The sequence below is a fragment of the Nocardia acididurans genome, assembly GCF_016741815.1.
Lineage (GTDB): Bacteria > Actinomycetota > Actinomycetes > Mycobacteriales > Mycobacteriaceae > Nocardia > Nocardia acididurans.
Window position 1 is genome coordinate 66,113 of the sequence record NZ_JAERRJ010000019.1, and the last position, 24,733, is coordinate 90,845.

General features: G+C 67.9%; 18 protein-coding genes. 16 read left to right on the top strand and 2 right to left on the bottom strand.

Features of this window, described 5'->3' with window-relative positions; all coding sequences use genetic code 11:
* Positions 1–13 precede the first annotated feature (13 nt).
* The 12 genes from JK358_RS35775 to JK358_RS35830 all read left to right on the top strand — a co-directional run bounded on the left by JK358_RS35775 (position 14) and on the right by JK358_RS35830 (position 15,716).
* The gene (locus JK358_RS35775; protein ID WP_307817897.1) at positions 14–1,219 is read left to right on the top strand and encodes a PPE family protein; all 1,206 of its coding nucleotides are present in this window, start codon (positions 14–16) and stop codon (positions 1,217–1,219) included.
* 81 nt (positions 1,220–1,300) lie between these two features.
* Positions 1,301–1,648, top strand: coding sequence for a hypothetical protein (locus JK358_RS35780; protein WP_201957389.1), 348 nt, complete (start codon positions 1,301–1,303; stop codon positions 1,646–1,648).
* Between the two features lie 38 nt (positions 1,649–1,686).
* Positions 1,687–1,992, top strand: a complete 306-nt coding sequence (locus JK358_RS35785; protein ID WP_201957392.1) for a WXG100 family type VII secretion target — start codon at positions 1,687–1,689, stop codon at positions 1,990–1,992.
* A gap of 9 nt (positions 1,993–2,001) precedes the next feature.
* On the top strand, positions 2,002–2,895 hold the full coding sequence (locus JK358_RS35790; RefSeq protein WP_201957393.1) for an ESX secretion-associated protein EspG: 894 nt from the start codon (positions 2,002–2,004) through the stop codon (positions 2,893–2,895).
* 29 nt (positions 2,896–2,924) lie between these two features.
* Positions 2,925–4,157, top strand: a complete 1,233-nt coding sequence (locus JK358_RS40550; RefSeq protein ID WP_232852479.1) for a MinD/ParA family ATP-binding protein — start codon at positions 2,925–2,927, stop codon at positions 4,155–4,157.
* A complete protein-coding gene (eccD, locus tag JK358_RS35800; protein WP_201957405.1) occupies positions 4,154–5,686 on the top strand; it encodes a type VII secretion integral membrane protein EccD in 1,533 nt (510 codons plus the stop codon). Before JK358_RS40550 ends, eccD begins: the two co-directional genes overlap by 4 nt.
* A complete protein-coding gene (mycP, locus tag JK358_RS35805; protein WP_201957417.1) occupies positions 5,686–7,035 on the top strand; it encodes a type VII secretion-associated serine protease mycosin in 1,350 nt (449 codons plus the stop codon). The genes eccD and mycP overlap by 1 nt, the downstream gene beginning before the upstream one ends.
* Positions 7,032–8,762: a type VII secretion protein EccE gene (eccE, locus tag JK358_RS35810; protein WP_201957430.1), complete on the top strand. Its 1,731-nt coding sequence runs from the start codon at positions 7,032–7,034 to the stop codon at positions 8,760–8,762. Before mycP ends, eccE begins: the two co-directional genes overlap by 4 nt.
* Positions 8,762–9,112 (top strand): helix-turn-helix domain-containing protein, encoded by a 351-nt coding sequence (locus tag JK358_RS35815; protein ID WP_201957433.1) that lies wholly within the window; start codon positions 8,762–8,764, stop codon positions 9,110–9,112. Before eccE ends, JK358_RS35815 begins: the two co-directional genes overlap by 1 nt.
* 78 nt (positions 9,113–9,190) lie before the next feature.
* Positions 9,191–10,225 carry a discoidin domain-containing protein gene (locus JK358_RS35820; protein WP_201957436.1) on the top strand — a complete coding sequence of 345 codons (1,035 nt, stop codon included), beginning with the start codon at positions 9,191–9,193 and terminating at the stop codon, positions 10,223–10,225.
* Positions 10,226–10,234: 9 nt separating this feature from the next.
* Positions 10,235–10,894: a hypothetical protein gene (locus JK358_RS35825; RefSeq protein WP_201957438.1), complete on the top strand. Its 660-nt coding sequence runs from the start codon at positions 10,235–10,237 to the stop codon at positions 10,892–10,894.
* A 139-nt stretch (positions 10,895–11,033) separates the two neighbouring features.
* The gene (locus tag JK358_RS35830) at positions 11,034–15,716 is read left to right on the top strand and encodes an NAD-glutamate dehydrogenase (RefSeq protein WP_307817898.1); all 4,683 of its coding nucleotides are present in this window, start codon (positions 11,034–11,036) and stop codon (positions 15,714–15,716) included.
* Here the strand turns inward: JK358_RS35830 and JK358_RS35835 are convergent.
* A complete protein-coding gene (locus JK358_RS35835; protein WP_201957444.1) occupies positions 15,706–16,767 on the bottom strand; it encodes an SPFH domain-containing protein in 1,062 nt (353 codons plus the stop codon). The genes JK358_RS35830 and JK358_RS35835 overlap by 11 nt on opposite strands.
* A gap of 191 nt (positions 16,768–16,958) precedes the next feature.
* Here JK358_RS35835 and JK358_RS35840 point away from each other — a divergent pair, with 191 nt between their 5' ends.
* Complete coding sequence (locus tag JK358_RS35840) at positions 16,959–18,494, top strand: amino acid permease (protein WP_307817899.1); 1,536 nt, start codon at positions 16,959–16,961, stop codon at positions 18,492–18,494.
* A gap of 126 nt (positions 18,495–18,620) precedes the next feature.
* Positions 18,621–20,900 carry a serine/threonine-protein kinase gene (locus tag JK358_RS35845; protein WP_232852480.1) on the top strand — a complete coding sequence of 760 codons (2,280 nt, stop codon included), beginning with the start codon at positions 18,621–18,623 and terminating at the stop codon, positions 20,898–20,900.
* A 6-nt stretch (positions 20,901–20,906) separates the two neighbouring features.
* On the opposite strand, the gene JK358_RS35850 is transcribed toward JK358_RS35845, so the two are convergent.
* Positions 20,907–21,251, bottom strand: coding sequence for a DUF1707 SHOCT-like domain-containing protein (locus JK358_RS35850; RefSeq protein WP_201957504.1), 345 nt, complete (start codon positions 21,249–21,251; stop codon positions 20,907–20,909).
* A 172-nt stretch (positions 21,252–21,423) separates the two neighbouring features.
* Between JK358_RS35850 and JK358_RS35855 the strand changes: the two genes are divergently transcribed.
* Both JK358_RS35855 and JK358_RS35860 read left to right on the top strand, forming a co-directional pair.
* Positions 21,424–22,155, top strand: a complete 732-nt coding sequence (locus JK358_RS35855; protein WP_201957508.1) for a MerR family transcriptional regulator — start codon at positions 21,424–21,426, stop codon at positions 22,153–22,155.
* Positions 22,156–22,427: 272 nt separating this feature from the next.
* The gene (locus JK358_RS35860) at positions 22,428–22,997 is read left to right on the top strand and encodes a dihydrofolate reductase family protein (RefSeq protein WP_232852481.1); all 570 of its coding nucleotides are present in this window, start codon (positions 22,428–22,430) and stop codon (positions 22,995–22,997) included.
* Positions 22,998–24,733 lie beyond the last annotated feature (1,736 nt).

The following is a 24,733-nucleotide window of genomic DNA, read 5'->3' on the forward strand; positions in this document are numbered from 1 at the left end:
ACGGACAACCCCGGTGTTCCCGATCTGGGCGGCACTGCCACCCGAAGTGAACTCGTTCAAATTGACTGCGGGACCTGGCGCCGTACCGATGCTGAACGCCGCCGGCGGCTACACGGTCCTGGCAACCGAAATCCGTACCGCGGCAACCAATCTCCAGCACCAGGTCCTCTCCCTGATGCACACCTGGCGCGGACCGGCAGCCACCCGGGCTCAGACAGCGTTCCTCAAGAACCTCGCGTGGATGCACGAACTGGCCGCGATACTCGACTTCGCAGCCACTCGCGCGGGCACCCAAGCGACGGCCCACACCACCGCGGTCGCCGCCATGCCGCCCCTACCGGCGATCCTGGCCCTCCAGTCGGCCACCGCCAAGCTGATCGCCACCAACGTCATGCAAACCAACAACGCATTCATCGCCATCAATACCGGCATCTACTTCACCATGTGGATGCAAGCCGCAGCGGTGATGAACAGCTACGCGAGCGCCACGGTGCCCAACGTCGTCCTGCCGACACCGACCATCGCTCCCGACATCGTGTCACCCGTAGCAGCGGTCGGCGGCGGGGTCTCGATGCTTCCCGAGGCCCTCATGTCCATGCCCACCGGTCCTGTCGGCGGCGGTCCCGCCCCATCCACCGCCCCTGCACCGAACCCCGGTGCTGGCCCCAACCCACCCGCCAACCCGCCGGTTGCGCCCTCGACACCCACCTCACCCGGCAACCCAACAACTCCCACCACACCGGACACCTCCACACCGGGAACACTGAATCCGGTCGACGGTCATGCACCCGAATACGGCGGCTACCCGGGCACCGAAACCAGCGAAATCCCCAGCGAGCACGGATTTCTCGGTACCTCGCCGTACTCACCTACCCTCGCCGCACTCCACAGCGGCAGCATGACCGGTGTGGGTTTGGCCGCTATGACGACCGGCGGGCTCAGCTCGATGTCGGGGACCTCGACCGGGTTCCGCATGCCAGCGAACTGGGCAGCGAGAACGGCGACCGCGTTCGGCATCGCCCCCACCTCACTGCCCGCCCAGTTCGTGCCGGCGACAGCCCCCCGGGGCGTCTCCGCCCCAGCGGCTCAGACGCGGCGTGCACACGATCGAGACGACGAGAACGCCAGAGTCTTCACTCCCCGAGACGAGTACGACGTCCCGGAACTGGTACCCGTCTCCGCAGTGGGGGTGATCGAGTACGACGACACCAACCACTAGTCCAGATATCTAAAGTCCAGTTCCCACTATTCGTCGCGGCAGCAGTGCCGCAGTCGATCCCCTGAATGAGAGGAATGAGAGATGGCAACCGAAGCAATTCTCTCCGAAGTCAAATCGTCCATTACCAAGGCACAGAGCGTAGTCGATAACCACCGATCCGACCTGACTAAAGTACAGGGATTGAAGCCTCAATTCGACGCTGCGGCCAAAGGCGCCTCCGGCACCGCGATCCAGCGCGCGCTCGACGAGGCGTTGGAGAAGGGAAGAAACCTCACTCAACGGCTCGAGAACACCGGCGTCGAATTGAACAAGGCCAAGGATGAGCTCGAGGGCCGCGATCAGGAGAGCGGCGCGAGCATCCCGGTCGTACCGGACGCACCTGCACCGGTATCGGCAACGATCGACACCAGCCAGATCACTGCCCGCTAGCGGCATTGACGACACCGCCACCAGATAGGAGTACACCGATGTCTCACGACCACCTGCTGTTCGACTTCGCGCGAATCAGCCAACTGTTGGACGAGTTGCAGGGATACAACGCCAGTATCAAGAGCAGCAACTCCGAGGACCTCCGTCAGTTGCGTAGCCAGCTGAACCAGAGCTTCTTCGGCGCGACCGCCACCGGCTGGAACCAGCGCATGGATGGACACAACACCGCGTTCGAGCAGTTCACAGCGGGCCTGGACAACCTTGAGAATGTGATCCGAAGGGAACTGGCAAGCCACGGCAACATGCAGACCCTCGACAACCGGCTGGGCGACAGCTTCAGCTAGATGCGAGCGATGAACTCGAAGGACACGGGCTCTGCAGGCCGGCGACTGGTGGACGCGAACCTCACACCAGCACACCCCGACGAGCCCGTTGTCATCGACATCGGCGTCGACGCAGCCCTCGCGTTGCAGTCGTTGACGGGAATCGACCACTACCCAGCCGTGCTGGCGCTAGTGCCGAACATCGCCCACCCCGACGACCAGCGACGGGTACACGAAGTCGTTGTCCACGAGCTGACACAAGCCGGTGTTGTCGGCACCGACGGTGTCCACCCCGAGGTCGAGAAGTGGCTGCGCAAATTGCATCGGCCCGATATCGAGCTCATCGCCCACATCGCCGACCTGAACGACAATGCAGAGCTGACGGCAATGCTCCGACTGTCACTCGTTCGTGCTGGCAACGACCATGTGCTCGCGGTCCGCTGTGACGACCGTGTGGTGATTCAACCGATCTTCCACACCGGTCGACACCTCGCCACTATCACTGCGGCGGTCCTGGCCGCGCTCGGACCGTGCCCGCCACTGGGATTCGAGACCATGTCGGCGACCTTTGAACAATTCGCCGCAGTACCCGGCGAACCCGAACAACGACGCCGGGCACTGCTGGGGCTCGGCGCGACCGCACACACCGCTGCGGTTCTCACCAAAGCGATGGACGCTATCCGTCGACGCGGCGAGATCGTCGTGATCGAACACCACGACGGCGAAACAGCACGTCCCGAATTCAGCCTGGCGGTGCTCGACACCCCGCTCGGACGGATCGTGGTCACCCCGAGTCTCGCCATGGACGGAGGCCGATGGTCCACCTACACCCGGGGCGATGACGCCGCCGTCGCCACCGGAATCGCCGCGCTCATCGAACTGCTGCCCAGGCGCAGCTGGTTCGACACCACACGCAGCGACTGAGCACACCGTCGTGAGAGGGGCGACACCCAGTGAGCCACGCAGCCACACCACACAACCGAGCCGCGAACCACGGATCCCGCGGTGGCTACGACGCGTTCTTCGACGCCGAGCAGCACGCGAACACCGCACCCGACACAGGCCACGCCACTAGTGCACCGACCGTCGGCCCTCCCGCTCCCGTCGTCGTCCCCGCGGACGCTCACACCGACTTCACTGGTCTCCCGTCGACACGACACAGTGCCGAACTCGCCGCTTCCACGCGACGCACTCCCGCGATCGTCGAGCCTCCGCTTCCGGCAACAATCGTCACCGCTGAGCTGCTGTCGGGTGTCGGTGCGGCGAAACCTGTTGCCCTGCAATCACAACGTGGTGTTCGCGGTGCACTTAACAAGGTCGGATTCCGATTCGCGCTCTCCGCAGCCGAGCAAGCAGTCGACGACCGCCGCGAACGAATCCGCCGGCGGCTGGTCGAGACCTATCGCGTCGCGGTGATCAGCGTCAAAGGGGGAGTGGGGCGCACCACCACCACCGCCGCGCTGGGATCGACCTTCGCCCACCTGCGTCCCGACCGGGTCGGCGCGGTCGACGCGAGCCCACATTTCGGTGACCTCGCCACCCGCACCCGCCGCCACCCGTACGGGTTGACACTGCGCGACCTCGCACGCGCCGACCGCCACGCCAGTTTCGCCGCCGTACAGGCCTACTTGTCGATCAACTCCGCCGACCTGGCCACCATCGCCGCGCCGTGGAGCACCGAGAACAGCCAGGCCCTGACTGGGCAGGAGTATCTCGCCGCCGCCGACATCCTGTGCCGTCATTTCAGTCTGCTGCTGATCGACTGCCACACCGATGTTCTCGATTCCACGACCGGCACCGTCCTGCAGCATTGTGACGCCGCAGTGATCACCACCCCGGCCACGGTCAGCGGGCTCACCGGCGCGGCGGCGACCCTCAACTGGCTCGGCGCGCACGGCTACCAACGGCTGGTCCGGCACTCGTTGATCGCGGTTGTCCACCAGCATCCCGGCAAGCCCGCGGTCTCCTCCGACACGGTGACCGATCTGTTCACGGCGGTGGGACGACCCAGTCTGATCCTGCCCTACGACCCGCATCTGGCCGAAGGAGGCGAGATCGACCTGCGTCGACTCCGCGAACCCACCCGCGTGGCACTCGAAGAGCTCGCCGCCGGGTTGGCCGACGAGTTCCCCGGGTTCACCGTCGTCCACCACGACAGTGCCGACACCGATCGGGGCCGCTCGTGACCGCCTCGACCGCCACCCGCACCGACACCGACCCCACAGCCGACCCCGCCCGCAGCGCCGAGGTCGACACCGCGCGGGTCGCGGTCCTGGCCGCCTCCTACCAGGTTGATGTCGTGCTGCCCACCACGTTCACGATCGAGACCTTCATCGATGACCTGGTCACGGTGCTCACCGAAGCCATCGACGACGACACCGTCGACTTCACCCCTGAGCACGGTCAATGGAGTCTGGCGCGTCCCGGCGACCACCCGATGCCTCGCTGGCGGTGCCTGGCCGATCACGATATCGCCGACGGCGCGGTACTCGCGTTGACCACGGTCGACTCACCCGAGGTCTTCACCCCCGTCGTCGAAGACATCACCGACGCGTTGGCCGTCATCAACGACCGCGAGTTCGCCGAGTTCGACCCGCCCACAGCGACCATCGTCGGCTCCTACATCCTCGCCACCACCGCATTCGCCATCACCGCGTTGCTCACCTGGGACTGGACCCGCTCCGGGTCGATCCTCACCGGCGCCCTACCTGCATTGCTGCTCGGCGCACTTGCCTGGGGCGCGGCCGTCGCCGCACGACGCCGATTCCGGTCACCGCGCGTGGCGCTCGCGTTGACGCTCACCGCGCTGCCGCTGCTGTTCAGCGGCACGGCCATGCTCGTACCCACCGCGTACGGCCATCCCGGGCCGTTCGGGCCCGCCAACCTGACCACGGGATCGGTGATCGTCGTCCTCGCCGCCATCGGGGCCAACCGGCTCACCGGGACCGCGACGGCCGCACTCACCGCACTCACCGTCCTGGGATTGGTCCTGTCAACGGTGTCGATGGTGCTGGCGCTGACCACGATCGCACCCCGCCAAGTGTTCGCTGGGACGATGGTCGCCGGGTTGATCCTGCTGACCCTCGCACCCCGGCTCGCCATGGCGTTGGCGCGCATCCGGCCACCGGATCTTCCCGACCCCGGCAACGCGGTCTCCCCGGCCACCCTCAACGATCTGTTCGAGACCGAGACCGCGCGCGGCACCGCCGACCCCGACGATGATCACGATCCCGATCGTGCCGCCGTGGACTTCGAGACCCGTGCGCGCCTGGCCGTGCTGCACCTGCGCGGGCTGATCGTCGCCGTGGCGGTCCTGCTGACCGGGTCCGCGATCGTCTGCGCCGCCGCCAGCCCCGGCGGGATCCGGGAGATCCTCGTGACACTCGCGATCGCGGGAATCCTGGCCATGCGTGCTCGCTGGTATCCCGACCGGGTGCAAGCCATCGCGCTGCTCACCGCCGCGACCAGTACCGTGCTGGGGTTGTCGGCGGTGCTCGTGTGCGCATACACGACAGCACAGGGGCGGATCCTGGTCCTCGGGTGCCTCGCCATCGCCGCCGCGGTGGCCGCGTTCGCGGCCGCGTCGCTGCCGGGCCGGCGACTCTCCCCGGTGACGCGCCGGGTCATCGACCTGATCGAGTACGCGCTCATCGTCGCCGTCCCGGTCCTCGCGTTCTGGATCATGGGTCTCTACACCGCGATGCGGAGGATCTGATGGGCTCCGCCACCGCCGCCTCGGTCCTGGTCTGCGCGTTGTTGTTCGGGCTCACCATCGCGCCCGCCACCGCGATCGCGCCCCCCGAGGTTCTCACCGGCCCGGCCCCGACCGACGCGACCGGGCCGGAGTTCCCCATGCGTCAAGACAAGGGATGTCTGGCCACCGGTGTCCTGCCCGACAGCGACCTGAGCCGGGTTCCGCCACCGGAACTCACCCTGGACCTGCCTGCGGCCCGCGCGCTGACCCGCGGTGCCGGGGTGACCGTGGCGGTCCTCGACACCGGTATCAGCGCGCAACCGCGCCTTCCCACACTCAGCGCAGGTGGCGACTTCGTGCTCCCCGACGGGGACGGTCTGTTCGACTGCGATGCGCACGGCACACTGATCGCCGGGATCATCGCCGCCGCCGCCGACCCCGGGGACCCCTTCCTCGGCGTCGCTCCCGATGCGCAACTGCTGTCGATACGCCTGCGGTCGGGTGCGTTCACCGTCGAGCGACCCGGATCCACCGACCGCGCCGAGCAGATCGCACTCGACCTGCGCACCCTCGCCCGCGCGATCACGCGTGCCGCCAACTCCGGCGCGCACGTCATCCTCGTCCCACTGCCGGTCTGCGTGCCCGCCCAACTGGGCGTGGACCAGGCGATGCTGTCCGCGGCGATCGGGTACGCCACCTTCGAACGGGGAGCGCTGATCATCGCCGGTGCCGGAACAGCCGAGGGCGAATGCGCGCAGAACCCCGCGCCCGATCCCGTCTCCACCACCGATCCCCGCAACTGGCGCGACGTCGCCACGATCTCCGCGCCGGGATGGTTCACGTCCGCGGTGCTGACCGTCGCCGCTACCACCGCGGCCGGAACCCCCTTGTCGGACACCTTGACCGGACCGTGGATCTCGCTCGCCGCGCCCGGCGCCGGCATCGAATCGCTGGGACCCGGTGGCGGTGGGCTCATCAACGGAGTCGGCGCCCCCGGCAGTCTGGGCGCGGTGGGGGGCCCGTCGTTCGCCGCAGCCTATGTCGCCGGTGTCGCGGCACTGCTGCGCTCACGCTACCCGGCCGAGTCGCCCGCCCAGATCACCCAGCGACTGATCGCCACCGCCCACGCGCCGGCACCCGGGACCGACAACACCGTGGGCGCCGGTGTCATCGACCCCCTCGCCGCGCTCAGCGCCCGCACCCCACCCGCAGACGCGGGCTCGGCGCTGCAACCCGCACAGTTCGCGCTGCCGGCACCGGCGCGGGCCCGCGACACCCGACCGGTCACCGCCACGGCCCTGGTCGTCGGGCTGTCACTGCTGGCCGCGGTCTGCACCGCGACCGCGGGGTCGCTGCGGAGACGACGATGAACCCGCCGATCACGGTCATGGCCGGACCCGAAGGCGGCCCTGTCGCGGCAGCGATCCTGGTGGGCAGCCCGGTCCTCACCGTCATAGTGGGCCGAATCCCCTGGTGGGGCACCGCCCTGGTGATCGGTGTCGTGCTGCTGTGCCTCGGATGGCAGATCCGTGGCCGGACCCCGGTCCGGTGGACGCTCGACGCGGCGCGCTTCCACGCCGGACGCACCGCTCGCGCACGACAACGACTGCAGGCACCACGCTGGACGGATGTGACCGTGCCGGCCGGATCGTGCGCCATCGGCGTCACCGACTCGGCGCTACTGGCCATGATCCAGGTCGCCCCCAATCTCGACCTGCCGACCGTCATCGGCGAGGACTCGATCTACACCGAAGACACCCTCGACACCGACCTGCTCGCGCGCCTGTGCGAGCAGTACGGGTTGAGCATCGACATCGACATCGTCACCACCGGCCGACGCGTGCGCCAGATCGGCAGCTACGGCGACCTCTACGGCCAGCTCATCGGCCCGCGCCCCGTCGTAGGACAGCGCCTGACCTGGCTGGTGCTGCGCCTGGATCTGCACACCAACCTGCGCCAACTCCAACGCCGAGGCCCCACCGCGCGCACTGCGCCCACCGCTTTGGCCACGGCCGCCCAGCGCATCGCCGCGCGCCTGCGCGAAGCCGGTATCGCCGCACACCCTCTGCCCACCGACGCCGTCGTCGAAGCCACCCAGCTACTGCACGAAGGCATCGTGCTCGACAGCCTCAAGGAACGCTGGGGACGGCTGGACTGCCGCGCCACCGGCCGCGCAGTCACCGTCTACGAACTCGACTCCACCACCGCCGCTCCCACCGACCTCGACCACTACTGGACCCACGAAACCGGCTCCACCACCGTCGTGGTCAGCCTGCGAAAGCGGCTTGCCCCGCGAGTGCTGGTCCGCTACATCGCCCCCACCGACACCGACCTACCGGCCGAGTCGGCGCTGCGGTTGCTCACCGGCCACCAGTCGACCGCCCTGCTGGCCACGCTCCCGACCCCCACCGTCGTGCACGCGCTACCCACCCGCACCCTCGATCACGACCACGACCCGACCGAACCGCCCCTGCAGGTCACCATCGGCCCCAACGGACAAGTCCTCGGCGCAATCACCGGACACCGCAACCACACCCTGGCGCTGCCGCTGTTCGACCCCGTGCACTACCACCCCCGGCGACGGACCGTGGACGTACACGCCGAGCTGCCCATCGCTCAGCAGATCGTGCTGCGCGCCGCCGTCGTCGGCGCCGACGTCGAAATCCACACCGACCGACCCGCGAGCTGGGAACGCCTGGTCAAGGCTCTGGGAGATCACCGATCGCTGCGACTGGCCACGTCCGGCGACCCCGACCACGCCACAACGCCCACGACGCCGGCGACGATCGCGGTCTTCGACCAGGTGTCACCGCAAGCCTCCCCGGCACCGACCACCCTGACCATCACCGCCCCCGACCAGCCCAGCCCCCGGGACGTGGACTTGGCGATCGAGCAGATCGGCGACAGCACCGTCGAGGTCAGCATTCCGATGCGGACGGTGCGCGTGGACCTGATCGAGCCTCGCGGCGAAACCCGCTACGTCCAATCACTGCACCCGTCTCAGCCCGACAGCACCGAACCCGCGACTTCCAGCGATGCTGCAGCAATCCCATACCAGACGCCTGATCCGGCGGTGAACAGCGGAGACTCACGGTAATGTCCGTCACTGTGGTACCGCAGTCCCAACCAGACAACAACGAGACGAGCCCGGCGGTCCAGGACGCGCCGACGCCGCGTCAGATCGCCGCGACGATCTTCTCCACCCGCCTGGCCGAACTCATCGCCGAGTCGGTCGTCTCCACCGAGGACGGCTCCACCCGTTCGCTGACTCTCTACGCGCTCGCCCAGCACCTCGAACTCGCCTACCCCGACGTCCCGGTCTCACAATCGGGCCTCTACCGACTCATCCACGGCGACGCGATCCCTCGCCTCGACCTCATCATCGCCCTCGCGCGGGTCTTCGATGTACCCCCCGAGTACTTCGTCACCTCCAACCAGCGCAGCTGAGCCTCACCAGACACGCCTCCCACCACGGGGAACAACGGCCACGTCGCACCCGGATACACCGTGGATACGATCCGGGCCATGGCCGCCGAGCCCGATGACGTCTTCCTCCGCCACCGCGGCGCGGTGCTCGAGGCATTGTTGTCCGACACCACATTGGACGCTCCCACACCACCGGCGCCCGACCCCGCCGCCCTGCCCGCGCCAGACCTCGACGGCCCATCCGCTGGACCGGATCCACACGCAGCGACCCCCCGGCAACCATCGAAGGATCCCGCCGAGCGCAACCACGCCGGGGAATTGATCAGCGCGCTGTTGGCCGGGCGCACCGAACAGACTCCCGCCCCGGCGTTCACCCCCGCCGCGCTGCCGCGTGCAGCGAGCAATTCCGCCCGAGAATCCGAGCAAGAATCCGAGACCGGTGAACCGGCCCCGCCCCGACGCGGTGAGCACAACTCACGCCTGGACGCCGCCCGCGCGCGTACGCGCACCCTGCTCACCAGTCGGCGCGCCCGCCCGCTGCTGCTGATCGCCGCCGCGATCACCCTCGCCATACTGATCGCCTGGATCGCCGGTCCCGACCCGCAACCACGCTCGGACCCGCTGGCCACCAAATCGGCCACCGCGGCACCGATGCCCACCACGTCGCCGCCCACGACCGCACCACCCGCACAGGGCTCCCAGATCCATATCCGTGCCGCCGAGTCGAAATGCCCGCCCGGCAGCACCCCCGGCATCGACGCCTTCGAAGGCACACCCGGCAAAGCCTGGTCGTGCCAGCGGGCGTTCCGCCTCGACGGACAAGTCCTTCGGATCGACCTCGGCGGCACCTACGACGTCGCCAGCATCGCGATCGTGCCGGGCTGGGACCACATCGCCGCCGACGGAACCGACCAGTGGACCCGCTACCGCACCGCCAGTCGAGTGTCCTACCGCTTCAACGACCCTGCGGCCACGACCTACACCCAGGAAACCCTCGACCAGCGCACACAAGTAGTGACCATGTTCGACCCGCCCGTGCGTGCCTCACGGATCTTCCTGACCATTCTTAAATCCAGCGGCGAACCCTCGATCAACACCACCGCGATCTCCTCGATCGTCATAACCGGAACCTGAGAGACCGCCATGGAATCGATCTGCCGGTTCTGCCGTCACGTCATCGGGCACGCGGCCACGGCCTGTGAGCACTGCGGGGCGCCGCTGACCCAGCACACCACCTCCCACGAGCCCGACCCGCCCACGGCGCCGACGCCCTCAACAGCGACGACGGTCGGCAGTGGACTGCTCGCACTGCTGACCGCGCGTGCGCGACCGCGCTGGCGCGCGGTGGTCGTGACCATCCTCACCGCCGCGGCGTTGGGCTGGGTGGCGCTGCGGTCGCTGGCGGGCTGCGAGCTGATGTTCACCACGCCCGGCGTGTCCCCGATCGTGGCGGCGCTGCCCAAGCAACTGCGCAGCGCCGCCACGTGCACGCCCGTCGACGCCGGGGTCCAACGGTGTGTCCTCACCCCTGAGGATGCGCTGCTGGAAGGCGACCTGACCGGCGGTAAACCGCTCACCTTCGATGCCCGGCTCGTCGCGCCCGCCCCGCTGGCCGACACGCTGGCGCGGTGGCGCGTCAACGGCGCGGTGAGGCTCGACGGTGAAGGGACATTCGTCGCGACGGGACCGACCACCAGCGTGTGGTATGCGCAATCGCGGAGCGGGCTGCGGATCGACACCAGTCCCTTCGTCAGCGCCGACGCGGGCTGGACGTTCCTCGGTCGCGCCGGCCTGCTCCCCTGACCACCATCTACACGAATGGTGTACCGTTATTTAACGGCACATTATTCGAGTAACGCGCGGGCGTTGGAAGGTGCGACACATCATGGCAACAAGCCACGACCACAGGAACAGAGAGTCTTTCCTGGACAATCTCCCCTCCGTGGAAGCGGCCTACTTCCGCTGGCTACACCCCGCCACCGCCGCCACCGACCAGCGCACAGACGCCATCCTGCGCAACCACCTCGACCTCGGAACCCACCGCATCCCTGGCCACGCCGCGCTGCGCGTTCACCGTGGCGGGCACGACACCGCACTCGGCCCCGCCGTACAGATCGTCAACGACGACATGCCCCTGCTCGTCGACGCGATCACCTCGGCCCTGCGGCGACTCGACGCGGAGATCACCGACATCGTTCACCCCGTCTTCGACGTCTCCCGCGCCGAAGACGGCACACTGCAGGCCATCACCCTCGAGCACGCCCTCGGCGACAGCTCGACCGCAGCCGAGTCCTGGATCCACATCCAACTCGGCCCCACCACCACCGACACCACCCTCGACACCATCGAAACCGCCCTGCCGGCACTGCTTCGCGATCTGCGGACCGTGGCCACCGACACCCCGGCCATGATCGCGGCCCTGCGCGCGGCCGCCGACGCCCTCGACGCGACTGCGTCCGACGATCCCGAGTCCAGCGAGCAGGCCGAACTGCTGCGATGGCTCGCCGACTCACGATTCACCCTGCTCGGGGCCACCCACCCGGACGAACCGGACGCCACCCACTCCACCGGACTGGGCATGCTCGGCCCGCACGCCAGCGCGAGGGTCGAACTTCCCGCCCACGACACCAGCCGTCCGGCCCTGCATCTGTCAGCGGGATCGGTGAACACCCTGCTGCCCGGCGCGCCCGGCCTCTACGTGCTCTCCGTGGCCACCACCACGGGTGACTGGGTATTCCTGGGTACTTTCACCGGTGCGGCCGTGCACGAGAACATCCTCGACATCCCGCTGGTCTCGCGTCGTGCCCGCGAGGTGATCGCCCGGTCGGGATTCGAACCCAACTCGTTCTCCGGCAAGGCGATGCTCGAGGTGATGCAGTCCTACCCGCGCGCCGAACTGCTGCGCACCGACACCACGCAGCTGTTCGACATCGTCACCGCCGTCATGAACACCGACCTGCGTACGCGCGTGCGGACCTTCGTGCGCGAGCACTCCGACACGGTCTCCTGCCTGCTGTATCTGCCGCGCGACCGCTACACCAGCGCGGTCCGCGAACGCATGGAGCAGATCCTGTATCTGGAGTTCGGCGGCGAGCACATCAGTTACTCGGCCCGTGTCACCGAGTTCGACCTGGCCGTCGTGCATTTCACCGTGCATCGCATCCCGGGCAGTCCACCCGCGGACCTGTCGGTGCCCGCTCAGCAACGCCTCGAGCAAGCCCTCTTCGCCGCCACACGCACGTGGAGCGACCAATTCGGCGCGCTCGCCGCCGCGGACCCCACCTTCGTCACACCCGAGGGGACCGCGCCGGTGCGGTTTCCGCTCACCTATCAGCAGGAACATCCACCCCAGCGCGCGCTCGACGACCTGCGTCGCCTGACGGCTCTGCGTCCAGGGCAGATCACGACCGACCTGCGGCCTCGCGTCGATACCGGCGCGGGCCTGTGGCGGTTCACCCTCTATGTGGTCGGCGAGGCAGTTTCGCTCAGTCGCGTTCTGCCGGTCCTGCAGAGCCTGGGCGTCGAGGTGCTCGACGAACGCCCCTACCGCATCACGCTCGGCCCCGATCGCGATGCGTGGATCTACGACTTCAGCGTGCGCTCCGACCTCACCGGCGACCTCGCGATCCCGCGACCGCTCGAAAGTCTCGACACGACTTCCCGCGAGGAGCTCTGCGACCGGTTCACCGCCGCGTTCACTACCGCCTGGACCGGGCGCACCGACGTGGACGGACTCAACGCCCTGGTCTTGCGGGCCGGCCTGGACTGGCCGCGAATCCTTGTCCTGCGTGCCTACGCCAAGTACCTGCGCCAGACCGGATTCCCCTACAGCTTCGCCGCCATCACCCGCGTCCTGGCGGCCCACCCGGCCATCGCGCGGGGACTGACCGATCTGTTCCACGCCGCCTTCGACCCCGACGCCGACTCCCACGATCAGGTCGAGACCCTCGCTACCACGGTCCGCGCCGAGATCGACAGCGTCGCCGAACTCGACGCCGACCGCGTGCTGCGCGCACTGCTCGCCACCATCAGCGCGACCTTGCGCACCAACCATTTCCGCTACGACCACACCGATCCCCGCGCGGAACAGTTGGCGCTCAAACTCGACGCGCAGCGCATCGACGAACTGCCCCGCCCACGACCGCAATTCGAGATCTTCGTCTACTCCCCGCGGGTGGAAGGCGTCCACCTGCGAGTCGGTGCTGTCGCGCGCGGCGGGATCCGCTGGTCGGATCGGCTCACCGACTACCGCACCGAGATCCTGGGGCTGGTCAAGGCCCAGGAGGTCAAGAACGCCGTCATCGTCCCGGTCGGCGCCAAGGGCGGATTCGTGGTCAAACACCCGCCTGCGGGCACCGACCGCGCCGCTGTTCTCGCCGAGGGCCGCGAATGCTACCGCCGATTCATCGCTGCCCTGCTCGACCTGACGGACTCCATCGACCAGGCCACCGGCGCGGTCACCGCGCCCACCCGCGTGCGACGCCGCGACAGCGACGACCCCTACCTGGTCGTCGCCGCGGACAAGGGCACCGCGACCTTCTCCGATCTGGCCAACGAGCTGGCTGCCGATTACGGGTTCTGGCTCGGCGACGCCTTCGCCTCCGGCGGATCGGCCGGCTACGACCACAAACAGATCGGCATCACCGCGCGCGGCGCCTGGGAGAGCGTGCGCCGCCATTTCGCCGAACTCGACCTCGACGTCGACCATCAGCCGTTCACCGTCGTCGGCATCGGCGACATGAGCGGTGACGTGTTCGGCAACGGCATGCTGCGATCCTCGGCCATCCGGCTGGTCGCCGCCTTCGACCACCGCCACATTTTCATCGACCCCGACCCCGATCCGGAACGCTCCTTCCTCGAACGCACCCGCCTGTTCGGTCAGAGCCGCTCGAGCTGGGCCGACTACGACATCAGTGCGGTGAGCGCGGGTGGGGGAGTGTTCGACCGCACCGCCAAACAGATCCCGCTCACCGCGCGAATGCGGCGCGCCCTCGACATACCCGACCACATACCGTCGATGACTCCCGCGGAGTTGATCCGCGCGATCCTCACCGCACCGGTGGATCTGCTGTTCAACGGCGGAATCGGCACCTACATCAAGGCCTCCACCGAATCCGACGCCGAGGTCGCCGACAAATCCAACGACGCGCTGCGGGTCGATGCCGACCAGGTCCGCGCGAAGGTCATCGGCGAAGGCGGCAATCTCGGTCTCACCGCACGCGCCCGCATCGAGTACTGCCAGCAGGGCGGGCGATGCAACACCGACGCCGTCGACAACGCCGCGGGGGTGAACTGCTCCGACCACGAAGTCAACATCAAGATCGTTCTCGATGCGGCGGTCTCGGCGGCACAACTGCCCGCACCCGACCGCAATCCGCTGCTCGCCGCGCTGGCCGATGAGGTCGCGACCGCGGTCGTCGACAACACCGTGGCCGGCAACAACCAGCTGGGACGAAGCCGGCGCGCGGGCGCGAGCATCCTGCCCGCCCATGCCCGGCTCCTCGACCACCTCGAATCCTGCCACGGCCTCGACCGAGACCTCGAGGCCCTGCCGACCCCGGCCGAGATCTCCCGTCGACTCGCGGGTGCGCGCGGGCTGACCTCCCCGGAGCTGGCCACGCTGACCGCCCACACGAAGCTCGCGCTGAAGAACGAGTTGCTGGCGGGCTCCCTGCCCGACGACCCCGCCTTCGAACCAGCGCTGCTGGGCTACTTCCCACGCGAGATCGCCGACCGGTTCGCCGCGTTGATCGCCCGCCATCCGCTGCGGCGTGAGATCACCACCACCGTCGTGGTGAACGACCTCGTCGACACCACCGGACCGGAGTTCGTCTACGAACTGCTCACCGACACCGACGCGTCGACCGAGGCCGCGGTCCAGGTCTTCCACGCGGTCGCCGCGATCTTCGAACTGCGCCCGCTGTGGCAGGATATCCGCGCAGCCGACCTGTCGGTCCATGCCGCCGATATGCTCGAACTCGAAACCCTTCGCCTGCTCGAACGTGCCGCGCGATGGATGCTCGCCGACCGCCACCGAGTGCTGATCGCCAACGGCTACCACGCACCGATCCAACTCCTGATCCGCCAATCGGAGCTGTGGCTGCCAGAGAGGGCGAGCGAGCGCATCCAACGTGCGATCATCACCGCGGCCGGACATGGCGTGCCCGCAGAGCTGGCCGAACGTGTGTATCGGCTGATCCACCTGTTCCCGCTGCTCGATATCGTCGACGCCGCCGACACGGTCGGTCGGCCGCCGACCGAGGTCGCGCAGCTGTACTTCGCACTCGACCACCATCTCGGCATCGACGATCTACTCACCGCGGTCCGCACAGCACAGGGCGAGGACCGGTGGCAGCGGCTGGCGCGCCGCGATGTCCACGACGATCTCCACTCGGCACTGCGCGCGCTCGCCCTGGACGTAGCGCGGGTCACCGACGCCGGTCTCGACGCCCAGACCCGGGTCCAGCACTGGCACAGCACGAACACGCATGCGGTTACCCGTGCACGTCGTATGGTCGACGACCTGTTGGCCGACACGACTGTCGACGTCACCGCGTTGGCGGTGGCCGCACGGCGTGTGCTGGCCGTCGCCGGTGCGCACGACCACGCGGCCTCTACCCTGTAGGGGCGTCCTCGTTCGTGGGGTGGCCGCAAGCCGCGCAGAACCGCGCCCGCGCGGCCACGCCCGCACCGCACTGCGCACACACCCGAGCTCCCAGGCCTGCCCCGCATTCCGCACAGAATCGCGCGTGCGGGGCGGCGTGCGCCCCGCACGCGCCACACACCTGGTCGTGCTGCACGGGCACCGGGGTGGTCTCGTGCCACGGTGGCGGGGCGGGGGAGAACTGTTGCAGGGCCGCGAAACCCAGCCCGGTCGCCAATCGTGCGTCGGCACCGGGGGAGCCCGCAGCCATGCCCGCGCCCGCCCCGAGCGCCAGCTCGCCTGCCGCGTAGCGCTGGAAGTCGCCGACCAGATCGATGTAGGTGCGGTCCTTGGCCAATTGTTTGAGCCGGTGCGAGTCCTCTGGCACCAGCGTGATGTCCAGATCGCCCAAGCGCGCGATCCGCAGGCCGTAGTCGAAGAGCATCCGGTTCGCGTCGGCGACCACCGCGGTCTCGATGACGGGCAGCTGGGCCGAGACTCCCAGCACCGACCACTCGCCGCCAGCGATACCGCGTGCCACGGCGACCTTGAGCGATTTCAGCAGCAGCGCCGCACTCCACTCGCGGATCCGGCGGGCGTCGGCCAGATCGGCGGTCCCCACCAGCGAGACGATCAATCGTGCCGCGTCGCGCACGGTCAGCGCGAACTCACCGTAGGCGCGCAGGCTCACCACCTGATGACTGACCGGGTCGGTGATGTCGGTCAGCCGGCCGCCGAACGGGATCCCGGTGAACTCGCGCGACGCGACGAAATACAGCTCGGCCCGGTAGTAGTTTCCACCGGTCAGCGTGTCGACCACCGCGCCCAGGCCCGGCAGTGCCTCGGCGTCGATGCGATGGCGACCGGGTCCCAGCGTGGCGATCACCGCGCCCGAGCGAACAAACAGCGCCGTCTCGTCGGCGTCGACCACGACCCGGCTCAGATGCCGGATCGCGCGATCGGGCCATTTGAACACGACCTGATCCTTGCGGTCGTCGGGGACCGAGATGAACTCCCGCGCGAACCAGGCCATGAAGCCTCCTCAAACTGACATGAGCAGCGTATCGCTATCTGACGACACGCTCAACGCGCCGAGCGCGCCCATCCCGATCGAAGCACGTCGAACTCGGCTCGACGGCAATAATCTGACACCCATTGAACGTGACGTCATTCAACGGTACATTGATGGGCGATTCATTGGTGGTGACGGGAAGGTTCCACACCGTGACAACAGTTCGCCCCCCAGCCGACGGAACCGGCACCGACGCCGGGTTCCAGGCCGAAGACGCCGGCTATCACAAGGCGTTGCGCCCTCGACAGCTGCAGATGATCGCAATCGGCGGTGCCATCGGCACCGGCTTGTTCCTCGGTGCCGGCGGCCGCCTGGCCAGCGCCGGGCCCGGCTTGTTCCTGGTCTACGCCATCTGCGGGATCTTCGTGTTCTTCATCCTGCGAGCACTGGGGGAGTTGGTCCTGCATCGCCCGTCCTCGGGTTCGTTCGTCTCCTATGCCCGTGAGTTCTACGGCGAGAAACTGGCGTTCGTCGTGGGCTGGATGTACTTCTTCCACTGGTGCATGACCGGCATCGTCGACATCACCGCCATCGCCACCTACGTGCACTACTGGCCCAACACACACGCCGTTCCGCAGTGGACGATCGCCCTGTTCGCGCTGTTCGTCGTGCTGGCCATCAATATGATCTCGGTCCGATGGTTCGGCGAACTCGAGTTCTGGGCGGCGCTGATCAAGGTCGTGGCACTGGTCGGATTCCTCGTCGTCGGCAGCGTCATCCTCACCGGACGATTCCCCGTCGACGGCCGCGATACCGGGGTGGGGATCATCACCGACCACGGCGGTCTGTTCCCTTCGGGAGTCCTGCCTCTGGTCCTGGTCACCACCGGCGTCGTGTTCGCCTACGCGGCCGTCGAGATGGTCGGCATCGCCGCCGGCGAAGCCGAGAACGTCGAGAAGATCATGCCGCGCGCCATCAACTCCGTCATCGCCCGCATCGCGCTGTTCTACGTCGGATCGCTCGTCCTGCTCGCACTGCTGCTGCCCTACACCGCCTTCCGCGCCGGGGAGAGCCCCTTCGTCACCTTCTTCGCCAAACTCGGCATCAACGGCGCGGGATCAGTCATGAACCTGGTCGTGCTGACCGCGGCCTTCTCGAGCCTCAACGCCGGCCTCTACTCCACCGGCCGGATCCTGCGCTCGATGGCCATGAACGGCAGCGCTCCCGCAGTGGCACGCCGCATGTCGTCCTCGGGCGTCCCCTACGTCGGCATCCTGGCCACCGGCGCCGTCGCGCTGCTCGGCGTCGGACTCAACGCGCTGGTCCCCGAGCAGGCCTTCGAGATCGTGCTGAACATGTCGGCGCTGGGCACCGTCACCTCCTGGGGCGCGATTCTGCTCTGCCAACTGCGGCTGTGGCAGTGGTGGAAGGCCGGGCGCATGGACCGCCCGACCTTCCGGCTCGTCGGCACCCCCTACACCACCATCGCGGCACTGCTGTTCCTGGTCGCCGTCGTCGTCCTGATGGCCACCAGCAGCGACCCCGTCCAACGCGGCGCGGTCCTGGCCGCGGCCGTCATCATCGTGCCCGCCATGATCGGCGGCTGGTTCCTGGCCCGCAAACACGTGCTGACCGTCGCCGCCCAACGTGAGGGTCACACCGGCCAGTTCCCCGTACTCGTCCAACGCCCGGCCGTCGACAACGCCAAATCCAGCGACACCGACGCCCCCACCGACCCCACGCCCTGATCCAGCGCGGACCCCGGAGGACCGGTCCGACCCGGCTTCCCAGCGATGGGGAGTCCGGGTCGGTCGTCGTAACCGGGGGTCCGCGCCACAATGAGCCTTTCGTTCCCAGGGATTCGGAAGGCTCGGATGACCGAACGACCGCGTGCGAATCCGCACCCCTGGTCCAACCGCTGGGGCGAGGCCTCCCGGCGGTTACAGCGCGGGGCGCAGCCGTGGGCTACCGCGCGCCGTGAGGCTCACGTCCCCCACCCCGAACCCCACAAGGCAACCTCGATGCCGGGCTCCGACATGTTCCCTGACGACGAACCCACCAGTGGACGCTCACGCCCGAGTGTGCGCCGCCTCGGCCAAGGTCTGCTGCCGATGCCCAAGGTCGCCACCCGCGACCCGCAAGCCGCCATCCTTACCGACCCGGACGTGCCCGAACACAAACGGCTGTGCTGGCAATGCCAGCACCCTGTCGGCCGCGCCAGCGACGACACCCCCGCCGCCACCACCGGCAGCTGCGCCACCTGCGGCTCGGCCTTCAACTTCCGGCCCACTCTCGAACCCGGTGACCTGATCGCCGACCAGTACGAGATCCGCGGGTGTATCGCCCACGGCGGCCTGGGCTGGATCTACCTCGCCATCGACCACAATGTCAGCGACCGCTGGGTCGTGCTCAAAGGCCTGCAGAACCCCCAGGATTTCGAAGCGCACGTGGTCGCCCTGGCCGAACGACAGTTCCTGTCCGAGATGAACTTCCCCGGCATCGTCAAGATCTTCAACTTCGTCAAGCACCGCACGACCCGCGAAACACCCGACGGCTACATCATCATGGAGTTCGTCGGCGGGCTCTCGCTCAAACACTTACTCGACCAGCGCACACCCGAGCGCCTCCCGGTCGCCGAAGCATTGGCCTACCTGATGGAAGTGCTGCCCGCCCTGGACTACCTACACTCGTTCGGGCTGGCCTACAACGACCTCAAACCCGACAACATCATGGTCAGCGAAGACGAGGTCAAACTCATCGACCTCGGCGCGGTCGCCGCGATGGACTCCTATGGCGCCATCTACGGCACCCCCGGATTCATGGCACCCGAGATCACCGACACCGGCCCCACCGTCGCCAGCGACATCTACACCGTCGGACGCACCCTCGCGGTGCTGATCCTGCCCATCGCCGCGCGCACCGACGAACTCCCCGACCCACTGGACGCACCGCTGCTACAACGCTTCCCGTCCCTGCACCGGTTGCTGCGCCGGGCCCTGCACCCCGACCCCGCCCGCCGCTTCCCCTCCGCCCAGGCCATGTACACCCAAATGGCCGGCGTCTTGCGCACCGTCCTGGCCCACGACACCCACCAGCAACATCCCCAGATCTCGAGCGAGTTCAGCGCCCCACGCGGCGATTTCGGCATGCACAGCCTCGTCGCGCCCCTGGACACCATGACCGACGGCACCCCGCGTCCGACTGTGCTCGATCCGCGTGACATCGTCACCGCGCTCCCGGTTCCACTGCTCGACATCGAAGACCCCTGCGCCGATCTGCTCTCCCCCCTGCTGCACGCCTCACCCGCCCACGTCCTCGACACCCTGCGCCACCACCAGGACCACATCGGCACCGGATCGATCTGCGCACCGCCTTCCTACGCCCATGAAGCCACCCTGATCGCCGTGCGCGCCCACCTCGACCGCGGTGACACCGACACCGCCCGGGACCTGCTCGCCGTGCTGCGGACCGCACCCCCGGACTGGCGAACCGACTGGTTCGACGGTGTCCTGGCGCTGCTCTGTCACGACTATCAGCACGCACACCGATACTTCGACACCGTTCACGACATCCTGCCGGGCGAGATCACCGCCGCCCTGGCTCTCGCGGTCACGGCCGAACTCCACGCCCAAGGTTCGAACGACACCGAGTGGGCGAGCCTTGCCCGCCGGCACTATCGCACGGCATGGCGCACCAATCACGCCATGGTCAGCGCCGCGTTCGGCCTCGCACGCCACTTCGACACCGCCACACAGCCCCTGGCCGCCGTGGCCGTCCTCGACGAGGTGCCCGAGAACTCGCGCTGGTACAGCCTGGCCCGGCTCAGCGCCGCGATGCTCCTCGTGATGCGCGCGCCCGCACACCTGACCGCGGCCGACCTGCATGAAGCAGCCGAACGGGCCCGCGCTCATTCCGACGATCCGCGCGCACTGCCCAGTCGCGTCCTGATCACCGCCGCGGCACTGGCCTGGCTGCACAGCACCGGCGAGCACACACCGGCGAGCACACTGTTCGGCTCACCCATGACCGACACCGGACTGCGCCGTGAACTCGAAAACGGGTTACGTGCCCTGGCCGCGACCGCCCCGAACCGATGGCACCGCTACAACCTCGTCGACCTCGCCAACCTCGTGCGCCCCCGCACCTGGTGGTGAACCCCCTCACCCGCGGCGGCGCACCGCCAGCACCACGAACGCACACAACGGGATCGACAACCACCACCAACTGCCGGTCAACAGCAGCAACCCGAGCGCCACGACGGCCATCCCCGCCGCCACCACCAGTTGCGCCGAGGAACGGGTCAGATTCGGCACGTCGCCACCGTAGCCGGGCAGATCCAGGAAGATGTCGGCGAGTTGGCCGCGAGTGCGCGCCGCGCCGACCCGCATGCACCGCTCGTCGAACTCACCGGCGTCCAAACGGCCCTCGACCAGATGCGCCGACAACTCCTGCAGCGCGCGCTCACGCTCCATCGCGCTGAGCCGCGATTCGAACGGCGAAACCATCACCCAAGATTAAGGACGCTCACTTACGACCGATTCCCACTGGCGGGAGGCCTATTACGAGCGGAACCCACGACCGGCCCCATAGTCAATGGATCGCCATTCAAGTGCGCATACGTGCCATCGTCACAGACGACAATCGTCGTTTGCCCGTGGATATGGTTTGCTTGATGTTATGGCCACAGCGGAGTACACCATCGATGAACTGGCGCGCGAAGCAGGTACCACCGTGCGCAGTCTGCGGGTGTACCACGAACGAGGAGTCCTGCCTCCTCCCCAGGTCAAAGGCCGAACCGGCTACTACGGCCACGACCATCTCGCACGGGTCCGCACCATCGGCAGACTTCTCGAACGCGGTATCAAACTCAACGGAATCCGTGAGCTTCTCGAAGCTTGGGACCGCGGCGACGACCTCGGCGACGTGCTCGGCGTCTCCGACAGCGAGGGCACACCAACCCAAGCGCCGACGGCCGACGGCACAATCTCCGCGGTCGACCTGCAGGAACGATTCGACGACGTCCCCAACGCGCTGGCCCGCGTCGTCGCCCTCGGACTGTACGAGCCCCTCGATGCCACGACGTACCGCCTGGCCGACTGGCAACTGGTGCGCTCGCTGGACCAACTGATCGCGATCGGCGTCTCGGCCACCGAGGCCATCACCGAGATCGAACGCCTCAGCGCCGACTGCGACCGCGTCGCACACCGCTTCTTCGACCTGTTACGACGCACCGTCTGGGAAACCTACCGCGCCTCCGACCACACCCCCGCCGACCGCGCCGCTCTGATCGACCAACTCGACCGGGCCCGCACCATCCCCGGCCAGCTCGCCGCGGACATCACGACCCGCCTGGTCACCCGATCCTTCGACCTCGACACCGAACTGGCCGAAGCCGTCTCCGACAGCTAACCACCCGACCGCTCCCACCGGTGGGACGGCCCCCACCATCAACCGCCAAGTAACGGTACATTGTTTAAGTGTCCGATTGTGGTTCGGGACCTCCGGCCCGGCCCACCTCGTCACACACCCGTTCCGACGACGACGTCGAACTCATCAGCAGTGCCCGCGGGGTCCACATAGGTACTACCTACCTACGAAGACCCCTCGGGCACTGCTGATGTGCGCGGACCCTCGGCTGATCGACAATGCAGATCAGACGAGTGCAGGAGGTTGACACCGCGATGGGGAGAATTTCGCTGTGGATGCAGATATCGCTGGACGGTATCGCGGACACCCAGGACGCCACGCCCTGGCCGATCATCGACGAGGAACTCCACGCGCCGTTCCTCGAGGAACTCTGCGACGCGGACGTCTTCATCCACGGGCGCAGAACCTACGAGCTGATGGCCTCCTTCTGGCCCACAGCAGATACCGAACCCGCCATCTCGGAGTTCTACATCGACTTCGCGCGATGCTGGAAGAAGACCGCCAAACTCGTCGTGTCCCGCACCCTCGACGTCGTCGACTGGAACACCCGAGTCGTGCGCGGTGACCCAGTCGCCGAGATCGCCGCCCTGCGCACCCAACCCGACTGCACCGCAGTGGTTTTCGGAGGACTCCGCACCGCGGCAACCCTCATGCGACACGGACTCGTCGACGACTACCAACTGTTCATCCACCCCGTGATCCTCGGCGACGGCGAACCGCTACTGGCCCCCTCGCAACGACACCACGACCTGGAACTGGTCGACACCTCCACCTACGACAGCGGAGTCGTCCGCGTCCACTACCGCCACCCGGCACCCCACTGACCGCACGACCGCGATCACGGCCCGCCTCCCAGCAGCGGGAATATCGCACACTGATACCGACTCGGCGCCTCATCAGCAACCACGGGTCACCTCTGAAGGGGGTTCAGGCGGGTCGGTGCCCCGTAACCGACCCGTCTGAGCCCCCTGAGTGTTCTCCACCCGAAAGGCACCACCTCGATGCTCCCCTCCGGCTCCTCGACCCCGGGCTCAGCACCCTGATGTCCTTGCTGGGCATAGCCCTGTCCCTGGGCAGCTCCGTTCTGGGCTTCCTCGGCTGACGACACCCCCACTCCCGGCAACCGGCACCCCACCTGTCGGCACGCATTTCTCAGCGACCTGCGGACCCGCAAAGCAGCCGCGCCGACCGGCCGAGGCAGGGGGAGAGGCCGACCTCGGCGAAACGACCGCCCCACCACCCGGGTCGTCCAGACCGCGCCCGGTCGAGTCGGCTTCGTATGCGCGCAGCCTGTACCGCCTCGGGTGCCTTCATCGTCGGCCCCGGCACGCATAACAAGCCGACCCCCCACCGGAGGGGTGGCGTCGGGACCTGGTCATGCCGTCATACCGCGGCGCTGCCGGCCGGTCCACGTCCCATATGGTCGGCTTCGTATGCGCACGACGTACCACGCATTACCAGCCGACCCCCGCGCCCGGGTTGGACGCACGCTCGCGCATTTCTCGCCGACCCCACCGCCGCGTACACACCCATCGCGCCCCAGCTGATCAGACCTTTCATCAAGGCAACCGGCCCTGGATACGGTCAGGGTCGGCGAGAAATGCGCGCAAGTACCGAACCCTCGGCGCACGCATAACAAGCCGACTGTGCACGTCACGGGCCTGATCGACGGCCCCGAGGCAGCCGCTCGAGAGCACACCTGTTCACTTCCATCCCGCGAGCGTCCGAGTATCCGCGCATATCTTGCCGACCCGCCGACTCTCCTCCGCCCTGCCCGATCCGTCGCCGACCTCGACAGGTGACCTCGCGTCGACGCACGCATTTCTCACCGACCAGAACCTCGCCACAGGCTGCCCGACGCGGGTGCGCAGCGGGCCGAACGCACCCGGTCGGCAAGAAATGCGTGAACTCGGTCCGCCAGTTATGCGTGCCACGCCGCAGCCACGCCGAGTGCGAGCGCCCGGTCGCAGGTCGCCGGTCGGCTTCGTATGTGTGGGCGCGCCGAGAGGGAAGCGCGGCCTGTCCGACAGGCACCGGCTGCGCATACGAAGCCGACCGAACCCCTCGCGACCAGCGACGACCATGGCCGACAAGAGGTACCGGTCGGCTTCGTATGCGTGGTCAGTCGCCCCCGGACGCCCCGCACACCCGTTGCCCGGCACTACACATATCAAGCCGCCGCCGCAGGTCGACGCGTTGTGGCCGCAACCGACGGCGAGGGCACACGCAAACTGAACCGAGCCGTCGGTGCGCATATCTTGCCGACCGGCCACTGGACACCCCACCGACAGTCAGCCATCCGGAGTAAATCAGCAGTTCAGAGGCAGAAACCGACATCGGCAGATCGGTCGACGACACGCGTGCCCTGCGCATTCCTTGCCGACCACATTCAGGCGGACTACCCTGCATAAACAGGGGCGCGCGCATTTCTCGCCGACTCTGTGGATCAATCTGTGCACAACCCTGTGTATGGCCTATTTGCCCCACACATTTGTTGCCGACCTAGTTTCCTGGGGTTTTCGGTTTTTCCACACATTTCCTGCCGACCATCTGCGCATTA